The following is a 13,691-nucleotide window of genomic DNA, read 5'->3' as shown; positions in this document are numbered from 1 at the left end:
TCCAGGTCCTTATTTTATAAATCAGAAAGTTGTCTGAAATAATCATACTGAATATTCTCGGCTTTGCCTCGAGATGTTTAAAAGTACCCCTACCGCCGCCATGTTAAAAAGCAGTGACGACCCTCCATAGCTTATAAAGGGAAGTGGTACCCCCGTTACAGGCATAGATCCTGTAACAACAGCTATGTTTATTATAGCCTGAACTGCAATTACCGAAGTTATTCCCGTTGCAAGAATAGTTCCATAGATGTCTTTTGCCTTCATTGCCGTAACAATGCCTCTCCATATAAGTACTATAAAAAGTGATATTATGACTACGCACCCTATAAGGCCAAGTTCTTCTCCTATTATCGAGAATATAAAGTCAGTATGTGGTTCCGGTATGTAGTAGCACTTCTGCCTCGACCTTCCAAGTCCCACTCCCCATATTCCACCAGAACCCATGGCAAGAAGTGACTGGATAAGCTGATACCCCTTATCCTTTGGATCCGCCCATGGATTCAAAAAGCTTGTAAATCTGGCCATTCTATACGGTTCAAGAATTATACCTGCAATACCGCATACAGCCACTGCAATTACAACTCCAATCATGTGTATTGTCTTTGCACCTGCAGAATAAAGCACAATAAGGGTAACTATCATAATTACTGCAGCTATACTGAGATTTTTTTCTGCAAGTACCAGTCCTGCATAAAACCCAGACACAATAAGGTACGGAAGTATTCCATACAGGAAACTTTCTATCTTTCTTCCTCCCTTTGCTTCAATACTCTTTGCCATATAAAGGACAACTATATATTTTGCTATTTCAGAAGGCTGAAGTCCAAAAGATCCAAATTTTATCCACCTCTGTGCACCTTTCGTTGCAGAAAATGCAAACACCACTAGAAGAAGACCTACTGTAACCAACATAAAAAATTTAGTATATTTCTTTATCTTGTGATAATCAAATTTTATCGCTGTAAACATTACAACAGTCCCTATTATAGCCCACAATCCCTGTCTTTTCAGGTAATAAGTACTATCCTGTATGTTCTTATCAAAGAAAGCCATATACGAGCTGGCACTGTATACCATGACAACTCCAATTGCTATAAGAAGCATTATAGTTGAAAACAGTATAAAATCTATAGATCCCAGCTTTTTGTTCAATTTGTACATAGATATATCCTCCTACCAAATTACTGCAGTTGACATGTATGTGCTCTGTACTTTCTAGAATGATAGAAATCCTATAAGGCAAAGTATAACTGTAATTATTGAAAATACAGATACAACCTTTGTCTCATGCCAGCCTGAAAGTTCAAAATGATGATGTATCGGACTCATCTTGAATACTCTCTTTCCTGTCAACTTGAAACTTGCAACCTGTATTATTACCGAAAGTGTTTCCAAAACATATATTCCACCAACTATTATAACCAATAATTCCAATTTTAGTATCATTGCAACAGCAGCAACAGCTCCTCCAAGTGCAAGTGAACCTGTATCTCCCATGAATACCTGTGCCGGAAATGCATTGAATTTTAAAAATCCGAGAAGCGCTCCGGCTATAATTCCGCAGAATACTGCAAGAGTTACATGTCCCATGGCAAAACTTACAATTGCAAAGAACGTCATCACCAAAAGTGTTATTGAAGATACCAGTCCGTCAAGTCCATCTGTAAGATTAACTGCATTAGTAGTAGCTGCAAAAAATATTACTATAAACGGTATATAGAGCACCCCAAGATCAATACTTATGTCTGCAAAAGGAACTATTATGCTTGTTCCTATCTGCGGACTTTTCATTGAATAGTATGCAAAAATACAGGAAAATATGAGAAGCAAAAGCATTTTTTGATATGCCCTAAGCCCGAGATTTCTTTTTCTATGTATTTTAAGCCCGTCATCTACAGCGCCTATCACCCCAAAAGCCACAAGTGAATAAAGCGCCACCATTGACTCGTCTCCTGGATTTTTTACTATTATAAACATTGTTATAACCGCAGCTACTATAAATATTATTCCTCCCATTGTAGGAGTTCCTGCTTTTTTTTGATGACTCTTTGGACCCTCTTCTCTCTCACTTTGTCCAAATTTCAACCTGTGCAGCAGCGGAATCGCAATCTTTCCAATTAAAATTGCTATAAAAAATGCTATTAATACGGGATAAATTAATATATACATAAACATGCTCCAAAAGAGCACCTACACCTCCTAATTATTCATACCTTTTTTCAATTCCAACACTATATTTTCAAATTTCATGGATCTTGAAGCCTTGACAAGTATTACATCATTCTTTTGAATGTATTTCTCCTTTAAAAATTTTACAAGACTTTCATAATCGCGAAATTCAACAACTTTGCCTTCATTTTTTTTCCTCTTGAAACTCTCAAAACCATCTCTATAATCTTCCTTGTGTACTCCAAGTACTGCAAGAAGATCAATATTCTTTTTTGAAGCATATTCACCTATTTTCTTATGGAGTTTCTCTGAGTCTTCTCCAAGTTCATTCATCGTACCAAGCACAGCTATTTTCCTTTTCCCAGACGATTCTTCAAGTACATCAAGGGCAGCTATCATTGAATCCGGATTTGCATTGTAGGAATCATTTATTATGCTGAACTTTTTTCCATGAATAATCTCAAGGCGCATTTTAGTTGTCTCAAGCTTTTTAAACCCATCTCTTATCTCATCATATCCAAGATTAAAAATTCTTCCTGTGCATACAGCAAAAAGTGCATTCATTACACTGTGCTTTCCTGGAACAGCCGCAGTTATCTTTTCTTCCGTTATCCTATTATTTTCTTTTACATAAAATTCAACGGATTCCTCCATAACCTTCACATTAAATGCAGATATGTTTGATTTCTCATTCATTGCAACTGTCCTGAGCTTGTATGGAAATGTATTGTTCTTAATTTTTGAAAGCATGTCATTATCAGCATTTACTACAAGTACATTCTTTTCCGAAAAAAAATCCGTTATCTCCATTTTAGCCTTAAGTATGTTTTCTCTTGATTTTAATTTTCCAATATGTGCAGTGCCTATGTTGGTAATAAGTGCAACATCCGGTCTGGCAGCCTTTGCCATGTTGTGTATTTCTCCAAGTCCGTTCATTCCCATTTCAAGAACTGCAATGTCGTAGCTATTGTCAAGCTTGAATATCATATGCGGAAGTCCTATTTCATTATTAAAATTTCCTTCTGTCTTGAACACCCTGAACTTACCACTGAGAGCAGCTGCCACCAGGTCCTTTGTTGATGTTTTTCCCACAGATCCTGTAATTCCTACAACCTTTATATCAAGGATACTCCTATAAAATTCTGCAAGGTCAAGAAGTGCCTTGCCCGTATCACGAACTTCCACAACTGTAGTATTTCTACATATGTCCGACTTCTCGAATTTAATCTTGTCGACTATACACATGCATGCACCTTTCTCGCTTGCCTGCTTCACGTAGTTATTTCCATCAAAATTTTCTCCCTTTAATGCTATGAATATGTCACCTTTTTCTATTTTTCTCGTATCAGTACTTATTTTATTGAATCCGTCATAAATTCCCTTTAATGCTACTTTTCCGTTTACTGCCCTTAAAATATCATCAAAACTCATATATTCCAAGAACTGCACTCCCCTTTCTGAAACGATGATCCTTCATCACTTTCAACTTATTCTAGTGTTATTTTATTCAACCTCTTTTTTCATCCCAAGTTTCTCAATAATCTCACTTACTATTTCTCTCTCATCGAAATGTATCTTGCCTTCTTTAAGTATTTGATAATCCTCATGTCCTTTTCCTGCTATAACTATCACATCGTCCTGTTTTGCAGTTTTAATTGCCTCTTCTATAGCCTCTCTCCTGTTTTCAATGACTTTGTAGTTATTTTTCTTGACGCCTTCCACTACCTGATTTATAATTTTCATTGGATCCTCGGTTCTTGGATTGTCCGAAGTTATAAATGCAATATCGGAAAGTTTTGTACCTATCTCACCCATTATAGGTCTTTTGGTATTATCCCTGTCTCCACCACATCCATATACTGCTATAAGTCTTCCTTTTGTAAACTCTCTTGCGGTTTTAAGTATGTTCTCAAGTCCATCCGGAGTATGTGCATAATCAACTATAACCTCAAATCCAATATTATATCCATGCGTTACTATTTCACATCGTCCAGGTACCGAAAGCATCTTCTCAAGGCCTCTTTTCACAGTATCCATTTCTATTCCCTCTCCAATGCAGGCACCTATACTACCCAGTGCATTCATGACATTGTATTTACCCGGTATATTTAAATTTATATGCTTTTTTTCACCTTTATATGTCACATCAAAACTTGCACCTCTTGAGTGCATGTCAAGATTTGAAGCTGTAAGATCAGCTTCTTGTTCAATGGAATACGCAGTCTTACTTCCACATGCGTCTTCATATATCCTCTTTCCATAGCTGTCATCCATGTTTATCACTGAATTTGATGTATTCTGGAAAAGGATTAGTTTTGCCTTGTAGTAATTTTCAAAGGTCTTATGAAAATCAAGGTGATCTCGTGTGAGATTTGTAAATATGGCCTGCGAAAACTTGATTCCATATACCCTGTCAAGGTAAAGCGAATGCGATGACGTTTCCATAATGCAGTAGTCAACACCTGCATTCACCATCTCGAAAAACAACTTCTGAAGTTCAAGAGATTCAGGAGTTGTTCTTTCCGAATAAAGTTTCTTGTGTCCTATATAATTTGCAATAGTACCCACAAGTCCAACTTTATATCCTGCCTCTTCCAAAATTGATTTCACCATGAAAGTACACGTTGTCTTCCCATTTGTACCTGTAACACCTATTATTTTCATTTTGGATGCAGGTTTTTCATAGTAGTTTGATGCTGCAAGCGCCAAAGTTTTTCTGCAATCTTTGACTTTTACAATCGTGCAACCCGGCAGTCCTTGAATTTCATCACTACATACAACAGCAAGAGCTCCGTTTTGATAAGCAGCCTCTGCATACTTGTGTCCATCTGTCTCGTAGCCCTTTATGCACACAAATATATCCCCTTTTTTAACTTTTCTTGAGTCATACTGTATGCTCTCTATATTTATATCATCTTTCCCCTGCAGCAGTTCATAATCTATTCCCTGCAATATGATATCCAATTTCAAACAAATCACTCCTCAATTTAAATGCACACTATATTCTAACCATAATCATTATACACATATGCTGTCATAAATCAAATATTTTATAAGCACTTGGCATGCACCAGCACCTGTATAAAAGTGCCAATACATGCCTTAAGTTCAGTCTCCAAGTACCTCAGTATGAATATTTATAGTTGTTCCCTTTTCAACTTCTTTTCCTGGTTGTATACTCTGCTCCTCAGCCACTCCACTTCCATCAAATTCAGCCTTGAGTCCAAGGTTTTCAAATACCTGTTTTACAGATTCTTCACTCATTCCCGTTACATCAGGGACTATAACCGTCTTTTCATAATTGTTTTGATTCGAAATTTTTAAAGTAATTTTGCTTCCTTCTTTTACGGGTTCTCCCGGTTTTGGACTCATGCCCACTACATACTGTCCACTTCCTTCTGCTTCCGTTACAAGATTCATCTCTTTCAATTTGTTCTCGGCATCAAGAACCGTGACACCTCTTACATCGGGTACAACAACACTCTTAAGCATGCTCTTCGCTATTTTTTCAGAACTTGCATCACTTTTCATTGCAAGATAGTTGAATATATCCATGAAAAGCTGTTTTGCCGCAGGTGCCGCTGTCTGTGCTGCATAATAATTTGACGGATCAGGTTCATCTATTGAAATAAGCAGCGTTATTCTAGGATCTGCTGCAGGTGCCATTCCAGCAAAGGAAGACACATATTTTCCCGACTGATACCCTCCAACACCGGCCTTTTGTGCCGTGCCTGTTTTTCCTGCTATGTGATAACCATCTATGAAGGCGTTCTTTCCTCCACCTTCTGAAACAACTCTTTCAAGATAAGTTCTAAGCTGTGCTGCTTTTGCTGTATCTATAATCTTCTTTTTGTTCTTTGAAATATCATACTTGCTGTCAACTATCTCCTTGTTGTTTTTATAGTCATAGTGACTTATCTTATCCATTAAATGCGGTGTTATAAAATACCCGCCGTTTGCAACTGTATTGAAGGCCTTCAAATATTGCATCATTGTAACAGTATTTGCCTGCCCGAAAGAAATTGTGGCAAGATCTATGTCGCTTATGTCTTTTGTCTTTTTTACAATTCCCTTGGCCTCACCTGGAAGGTCTATACCCGTTTTTTGCCCGAAGCCGAACTTTTGTATATATTGATTAAGTTTGTCTTTTCCTATCATTTTTCCAAGCTGTGCGAAGCCTACATTGCAGGAATTCTTTAATATGTCCGGGAATTTCTGAGTTCCGTGTCCTCCTGATTTCCAGCAGTGTATTGTCTTATTTCCTATAGTTATACTTCCATTACAGTTAAAGGTATCTTTATCAACATCAACAGAATCTGTCTCAAGTGCAGTGTCGGCAGTCACAACCTTGAATATCGAGCCTGGTTCAAAAGTATCACTTACAGCCCTGTTCCTCCATGTTTTTTGAAGTTCATTATACGATTTTCCTTTAACCCATGGATCATTCGGATTATAATCAGGCTTGTTAACCATTGCAAGTACTTCCCCGCTTTTAGGATCCATTACAACTATGCTAACAGCCTTCGCCTTGTTGTCCTTAATTGCCTGATCCGCTGCTTTTTCTGCAAAATGCTGTATCATACTGTCTATTGTAAGCTCAACATTTTTACCGTCTACAGGTTTCGTAAATTCTGCTATGGTATATGGAAGCTCCTTGCTCTTGCTGTCTGTCTCTGCGATTCTTCTTCCCGGTGTTCCCGAAAGTTCCTTGTTGTAGTAAAGCTCAATTCCGGTAAGTCCGACACCATCTGAATTTGTATGTCCAAGAACATGGGAGAGAAAATTATTGTTTGGATAATACCTCTTTGTGTCCGCCGAGACGAGAACTCCATTCAAATTTAAATTTCTAACTTTGTCGGCTTCAACCTTTTCTATCCTTCTTTTCAATGTGGCAGACGCCAGTGGAAGTCCTCCAGGCAGGCTCTTATTCAAGGTTTTCAAAATTTCACTTTTTTCCATTGAAAGAGAAGACGCCAGCATATCAGCAACTTTATCCTTAGAAAGCTTTTTCTCCTTCATAGTATCTCTCAGTGCATTCATATCAAGATCCACACGATATACATTTGCACTTATCGCCAGTTCATTTCCACTTCTGTCAAGTATTTTGCCTCTCTTTGCATCAATTTTGACATCACTTGTCCACTGTGCTACAGCCATGGCTTTAAGCTTTGGAGATCTATATACCATTATGTACAGCATCCTTATGGACAGCAGGAAAAAGGCTATAAAGAGAAAGCTAAATATAATTACCATCCTCTTTCTAGTTATAACCCGATCCCTGTATTCGTTTTTCGGCAATTGTAACTACCTCCATTTGAATTGCTTTATTATTTTCTGGATGATATTAGATGAATCATCCTTGTCAGAGGTTTCCTGATTTATAATCGGTTTGTTCAAATCGGCATAAACTGCACTGCTCTTTTGAGGCTGTATCATGTGAAGTTTGTGTATGGCATTGTCTTCTATATACTCCAAATTGTTATATTTTACAAGCTCAACTGTAAGATTTTCATTTTGCCTGTTTACATCATCGACCCTGTTTTGAATCGATGTCAGCTGAAGCTGCATATTATATATCATGGAATACCTTGCCACTAAAACAACTCCAACAACAAATACAATTGCAATATTCCTTATAGTACTCACTTTATGTTTTGGATTCCTTCTCTTTTTTCTTCTTTTAACCGTTTCTGGAGACTGCTGCTGTACTTCTATTGCGTTATTGCCGTTTATAATGTTCTTGTTCATCACTATCACTTTATTCACACCACCTAAACTTTAGAACTAAATTTTCTCTGCAACCCTGAGTTTGGCACTTCTGCTTCTCGGATTGTTTTCTTTTTCTTCGGCATTTGGTTCTATAGGTTTTCTGCTCAAAATTTTTACAACTGGAAGCTTTCCACATACACAAACGGGAAAATCTGGTGGACACGTACATGGTTTTTCCAATTCTTTAAACTTCGTCTTTATCTTCCTGTCTTCAAGAGAATGGAAAGTTATAACTCCTATCCTGCCGCCAGGGTTTAGCCTCTCTACTGAATCGCAGACTGCCCTGTCAAGTATTTTCAATTCACTATTAACCTCAATTCTTATAGCCTGAAAGGTCCTTTTTGCAGGATGTCCTTCTCTCTGAAACTTCATAGGAACAGCCCTTTTTATAATTTCCACAAGTTCAAAAGTAGTTTCTATAGGACTGTCATTTCTAGATTTTTCTATGGCTTTTGCTATTCTCCTTGCAAATCTGTCTTCTCCATAATTTTTTATAATTTTCTCTATATCTTCTTCCCTATATTTATTTACAATATCATAGGCGCTTAATTCTCTTTCCCTGTCCATTCTCATATCAAGAGGTGCATCTTTCATATAACTAAATCCTCTTTCAGCACTGTCTATCTGATATGATGAAACACCAAGGTCCATAAGTATGCCATCAACTTTCTCGACATCAAGTCTGTCAAGTATATCCTTTATATTATAAAAATTATCATGTACATAGGTTACATTATCATATTGAAACAATCTCTTTTTTGAAGCTTCAAGAGCATCTATGTCCTGATCAATTCCTATAAGTCTCCCACCATCTCCGAGTTTTTTCAATATTTCACTTGAATGTCCTCCTCCTCCCATGGTGCAATCTACATATATTCCGTTCTTCTTTACGTCAAGTGCCTCAATTGTTTCATTCAAAAGCACTGGTACATGCCTAAATTCCATAAAGTGTTTCCTCCAGTATAATATTTAAAATCATATTCCAATATTGCCCATCTGTTCTGCAATATTATTGAAATCTACATTGGAATTATTGTATTCAATCCAATTTTCCCTGCTCCATATTTCTATCCTATTTGATACTCCAATGCTCACTACGTCCTTCTTTATCGAGGCATATTTTAAAAGAGGCTGATTTATAAGCACCCGGCCATGTTTATCCATATTAAGTTCATTCGCGCCTGAAAAAAAGAATCTCACAAAAGCTCTGGCACTTTTGTTTGCAAGAGGAAGTCTCTCCAATTTATCTTCGAGAACTGCCCACTGATCTTTAGTGTAAATATAAAGACATTTGTCAAGACCCTTTGTTATTATAAAATCAACTCCAAGTTCCGCTCTGAACCTTGATGGTATGATTATTCTATTTTTACTGTCCAGTGAATGTTCATATTCTCCTATAAACACATCTGCACCCTTTTCTTATATTTTACTCCACTTAGAACCACTTTAAACCACTATAACTAACTATTCTATAAAAACATAAAAAATCCTGCTTTTTTTACTTGATTTTAATTTTTAGAGAACCCTTTCAAAAGGCCCTTTCTCTATAAACTCTATTTTATTGAAATACAAACCTTTGTAGAGTATAATTTAAAATGAATTTTATCATAGATATAAAGGAAAGGAATGTACATAGATGAAACTCGGAATCGTAGGCTTGCCAAATGTTGGCAAAAGTACTTTATTTAATGCAATAACAAAGGCGGGGGCTGAATCTGCCAATTATCCATTTTGTACCATAGAACCAAATGTAGGAGTCGTAAGCGTTCCCGACAGCAGACTTGACACCCTTGAAAAAATGTATAACTCGCAAAAAAAAGTATACACCGCCATAGAATTTTACGACATAGCCGGTCTCGTAAAAGGTGCCAGCAAAGGAGAAGGCCTTGGGAACAAGTTTTTATCCCATATAAGGGAAGTTGAAGCCATAATTCATGTTGTAAGATGTTTTGAAGATGAAAACATAGTCCACGTTGATGGATCCATAGATCCTGTCCGCGACATAGAGACAATAAATCTCGAACTTATATTTTCAGATATAGAAGTAATGGACAGAAAAATAGAAAAAATAGTTAAGCTTGCAAAGAGCGGCGCAGACAAACAGGCAAAAGCTGAATATGAACTTATGCTGAAAGTCAAAAAACACCTTGAAGAAGGAAAACCTGTGCGAACTCTTGAACTTACCGAAGACGAAGCTAAAGATGTGAAAGGATACTTCCTTCTCACTACAAAACCCGTTCTATATGTTGGAAACATATCAGAGGATGATCTTATCTCTGGAAATACAGAAAATAAATTTGTAAAACAGGTAGAAAATTATGCAAAAGCAGAGGGTGCCGAGGTCATAGCAATTTCCGCAAAAATCGAAGAAGAACTTTCATCTCTTGAACCTGAAGAGAAATCAGAAATGCTGGATGAATACGGTCTTAAAGAAGCAGGCCTCGACAAACTTATAAATGCAAGTTATAAACTGCTTGGGCTCATAAGTTTTCTAACTGCTGGTGAAAAAGAAGTAAGAGCATGGACAATCAAGGAAGGTACAAAAGCTCCTGAAGCTGCCGGTAAAATCCATTCAGACATACAAAAGGGATTTATCCGTGCCGAGGTGATATCTTTTGAAAAGCTCATAGAATCCGGCTCTGAATCCAGTGCAAAAGAAAAAGGCTATTTCAGACTTGAGGGCAAAGATTATGTAATGGAAGACGGAGATGTTGTAAACTTTAGATTTAATGTATAGTATTTCAGCTTAAAATGAGTATAGACGCAATAAATCTATACTCATCCTTTAAATATTAATCAGCCGTGCCTTCCTGCCCTGCCTTGTTTTGCAATATATTTTCTGCATTCTTTTCTGGCTTGATCTATAATATAACCAAAATCAATGCCCGCATCCCCCATAAGAACTTCCATTGCATCATCCACAGTCTTTACTGAATATATATGAAACCTGCCTTCTTTTATTTCATCTTCTACCTCATTTTTCAGAGCAAGACTTGTTTTATTTGATTCTGGAATTATTACCCCTCTGCCTGTGCTGTCATCTACTATTCTACATATATCAAAAAAGCCTTCTATTTTCTGATTTATCCCTCCTACCGGCTGAACCTCTCCAAATTGATTTACAGATCCTGTAACAGCTATATTTTGTTTAATTCCCATCTTTGACAAGGAAGATATTATTGCTGCAATTTCTGCAATGGATGCACTGTCACCATCAACAGTTCCATATATCTGCTCAAAACTCATGTGAAAGTCTACCGGAAGTTTTGAATATCCTCCTATTAAATTGTTTATATACCCTTTTATGGTATTTACAGCTTTCGTGTGTATCTTTCCAGACAAACTGCTTTCTCTCTGAACATCAAATATTTCTCCAGTTCCCTTTACACAGGAACATGTGATCCTTACAGGACGTCCAAAGCTAAAATATCCGGCGTCCAGAATAGACAAACCATTCACCTGTCCAACCTTCTTGCCTTCTGTATCTATGAATATCTGTTTTTGTTTGTATCCTTCCTGCATCTGTTCTTTTATGAGTTCCTCTCTGTAAATTGCATTTTCTATATCCCTTGTTTCTATATAACCCGACTTGTTGCCACATGCATTATTATTGGAAATTGTAATGACCTTTTCCAATTCATAATCATCAATATATAGCTTGTTTCTATCTTCAGCTTTTCGTGACGAAAACTTGGCTATCTCACGTATTCCTTCATCTGTGACAGGTTTAAGATTCTTCTGTTTGCAAATTCTTACTATCTTTTCGATAAACAACCTCCGTACATCGTCATCTATATTCAGGACATATCTTCTCTCAGCCTTTATTCTAAATATCTTCTTAAAATCAGGATCATAATTATAAATAAGATTGAATATATTGTAATCTCCCACAAGTATTACTTTTTCTCTAAACTTCACAGGTTCAGGCTTTAGACCATCAAGTGATAATATCTCCATGTATCCTCTCTTGTAATCAATATTCACTTTGCCGTTTATAAGTGATTTCTTTAAATAATAATATGCATTTGGATTTGCAAGAAGGTTGTTTATTCTTAAAATAAGGCAACCTCCATTTGCCCTCAACATTGAACCTGCCTTTATAAGACTTATGTCTGTTACATAATTTCCATCTTTATTCTGATACTCTATATTTCCAAGCAAATTTATAATACTCGGATCATCCTCATATATTACAGGTACCTTGTCTCTCCCTCCATTATCAACCATTACATTTACTGAATATTTGAGTATTATATCCTTGATTTTTTTCTCGTCCTCATCATAATCTATAGAATATATGTCCCTTATATTTTCTTCTATACTGCTGCATACATTATCAAGGTAGGAAAGTGCCTCTTTATTTTCAAAAAATATATCGTAATATTCTTTTTTTATATTTGCTGTATTTTTTTTATAGTAGTCATCCATTATCAATTTTATCTTTTCAACCTGCACACTTTCCATATCTTTCAATTCATCAATAACTTTATTGGAACTTGCTTTAAGCACTTTTACATTGTCAAGTATCTCCTGTTTTTTCTCCGGTGAAAGAAGTTCGTATTCCTCTTCACTAAATGCTTTTCCGTCAGATTTCACGGGAATAAATACAAATCCGTCTCTTGTAGGTTTTATTGTAAAACCTTTCTCTTTTGCATCATCCATCATTTTAGCAACAATACCGTTTTTTTTGCTGTCCATGTATTCGATTATTTCTTCTTTTTTTTCATAAGACCCATTGTAGAATTCAAATGTAATTTTGTAATATAATTCTTTTATTTTTTTTATCATATCTGCAAGTTTATTTCCAAAGCCTGCTCTTAAAAAAAGCACTCTTGGCTTTTTAACGCTGTCATATACCACATAACATATGTCCTCAAGTTGTTTTGGCGAAACATTTTCATATATATAATTTGCTATATCCTTAATTTTACTCTTTGAAAAGTCATCTACAATATAGATATTGTACCCTTCTCTTTCTATATCGAGAGCCATCTTTATTTTTTTGCGGATATCTTCATATTCTTTATTCCCGCGGCTTTCCTTGTCAGGTTCAACATTTTTTATATTAAAATCATATACTATCTCTTCTGGTTTCAATTCAAGATTCATTTTCAAGCCTCCTCTAATTAATCTGCAGTCCAATTTTCCTTTATCTTTTAATATATTAATATTCCTTCAAGGTATATTTAGGAACAAAAATGTTAAAAACTATAGAATCACACTTTCAATTCATTCACGTATTTCAAAAAAATATTTACTATGATATAATAAAATAAAATTCTTATGTAATTAATTATTAAAAGTCTTTATAAAATAAATTGATAAAGGGGTAAATGTATACATGAGCTTTAAAGAAAAAATTTCACGATATTATACAAAATCCTATTTAAAAAAATACGGCGACAGGATAACTCAACTGCAGGGAACTGTTGTATCCGTAAAAATAAAAAGGAAATCCATACTGTGGATATTCAACAAACTTAATGTTACTCTTCTTGTAAGACCAGAGAGAAGCAAAAATATATCAAAATGCACCTACATAAAAAACAGGTGGTTCAAGAAACCCGACTTTATACCTGTAAGCCAGGGTAATTTCGTACTTGTACAGGGACTTAAAGGAAAACCTGGCAAACATGGAAAAGAACAAATTCAACTTATGAATATAAGAAACATGACTACAAAAACCGATTTAATTCCCATTGAAGGAAAAATTCCAAAAGTTCAAAGAAAAGTTCAGAGATTCAAATAAAAAA

The 13,691-nt window shown here is 35.8% G+C and carries 11 protein-coding genes; 2 read left to right on the top strand and 9 right to left on the bottom strand.

Going from position 1 to position 13,691, the window contains the following annotated elements; all coding sequences use genetic code 11:
• Window positions 1-42: 42 nt before the first annotated feature.
• The 8 genes from spoVE to mraZ all read right to left on the bottom strand — a co-directional run bounded on the left by spoVE (window position 43) and on the right by mraZ (window position 9,342).
• Window positions 43-1,161 (bottom strand): stage V sporulation protein E, encoded by a 1,119-nt coding sequence (gene spoVE, locus AC4CVH_RS01355; protein WP_490785916.1) that lies wholly within the window; start codon window positions 1,159-1,161, stop codon window positions 43-45.
• 54 nt (window positions 1,162-1,215) lie between these two features.
• Window positions 1,216-2,169 (bottom strand): phospho-N-acetylmuramoyl-pentapeptide-transferase, encoded by a 954-nt coding sequence (gene mraY / locus AC4CVH_RS01350; RefSeq protein ID WP_490785915.1) that lies wholly within the window; start codon window positions 2,167-2,169, stop codon window positions 1,216-1,218.
• Window positions 2,170-2,199: 30 nt separating this feature from the next.
• Window positions 2,200-3,609: a UDP-N-acetylmuramoyl-tripeptide--D-alanyl-D-alanine ligase gene (locus tag AC4CVH_RS01345; protein WP_490785914.1), complete on the bottom strand. Its 1,410-nt coding sequence runs from the start codon at window positions 3,607-3,609 to the stop codon at window positions 2,200-2,202.
• A gap of 63 nt (window positions 3,610-3,672) precedes the next feature.
• Window positions 3,673-5,139: a UDP-N-acetylmuramoyl-L-alanyl-D-glutamate--2,6-diaminopimelate ligase gene (locus AC4CVH_RS01340; protein WP_490785913.1), complete on the bottom strand. Its 1,467-nt coding sequence runs from the start codon at window positions 5,137-5,139 to the stop codon at window positions 3,673-3,675.
• Window positions 5,140-5,277: 138 nt separating this feature from the next.
• Window positions 5,278-7,467, bottom strand: a complete 2,190-nt coding sequence (locus tag AC4CVH_RS01335) for a stage V sporulation protein D (RefSeq protein ID WP_490785912.1) — start codon at window positions 7,465-7,467, stop codon at window positions 5,278-5,280.
• A 6-nt stretch (window positions 7,468-7,473) separates the two neighbouring features.
• On the bottom strand, window positions 7,474-7,917 hold the full coding sequence (locus AC4CVH_RS01330; RefSeq protein ID WP_490786302.1) for a hypothetical protein: 444 nt from the start codon (window positions 7,915-7,917) through the stop codon (window positions 7,474-7,476).
• Window positions 7,918-7,953: 36 nt separating this feature from the next.
• Entirely contained in the window at window positions 7,954-8,883 is a 930-nt protein-coding gene (rsmH, locus tag AC4CVH_RS01325; RefSeq protein WP_490785911.1) for a 16S rRNA (cytosine(1402)-N(4))-methyltransferase RsmH, read from the bottom strand.
• A 30-nt stretch (window positions 8,884-8,913) separates the two neighbouring features.
• Window positions 8,914-9,342 carry a division/cell wall cluster transcriptional repressor MraZ gene (mraZ, locus tag AC4CVH_RS01320; RefSeq protein ID WP_490785910.1) on the bottom strand — a complete coding sequence of 143 codons (429 nt, stop codon included), beginning with the start codon at window positions 9,340-9,342 and terminating at the stop codon, window positions 8,914-8,916.
• A 232-nt stretch (window positions 9,343-9,574) separates the two neighbouring features.
• Here mraZ and ychF point away from each other — a divergent pair, with 232 nt between their 5' ends.
• A complete protein-coding gene (gene ychF / locus AC4CVH_RS01315) occupies window positions 9,575-10,675 on the top strand; it encodes a redox-regulated ATPase YchF (protein WP_490785909.1) in 1,101 nt (366 codons plus the stop codon).
• Window positions 10,676-10,734: 59 nt separating this feature from the next.
• Here the strand turns inward: ychF and AC4CVH_RS01310 are convergent, their stop codons facing one another.
• On the bottom strand, window positions 10,735-13,047 hold the full coding sequence (locus AC4CVH_RS01310; protein WP_490785908.1) for an AAA family ATPase: 2,313 nt from the start codon (window positions 13,045-13,047) through the stop codon (window positions 10,735-10,737).
• A 232-nt stretch (window positions 13,048-13,279) separates the two neighbouring features.
• On the opposite strand from AC4CVH_RS01310, the gene AC4CVH_RS01305 reads away from it, so the two are divergent.
• Window positions 13,280-13,687 (top strand): hypothetical protein, encoded by a 408-nt coding sequence (locus tag AC4CVH_RS01305; RefSeq protein WP_490785907.1) that lies wholly within the window; start codon window positions 13,280-13,282, stop codon window positions 13,685-13,687.
• The last annotated feature ends 4 nt before the right edge of the window (window positions 13,688-13,691 follow it).

The sequence above is a fragment of the Clostridium pabulibutyricum genome (assembly GCF_058242705.1).
This window is presented reverse-complemented; position numbering and strand designations above follow the sequence as displayed.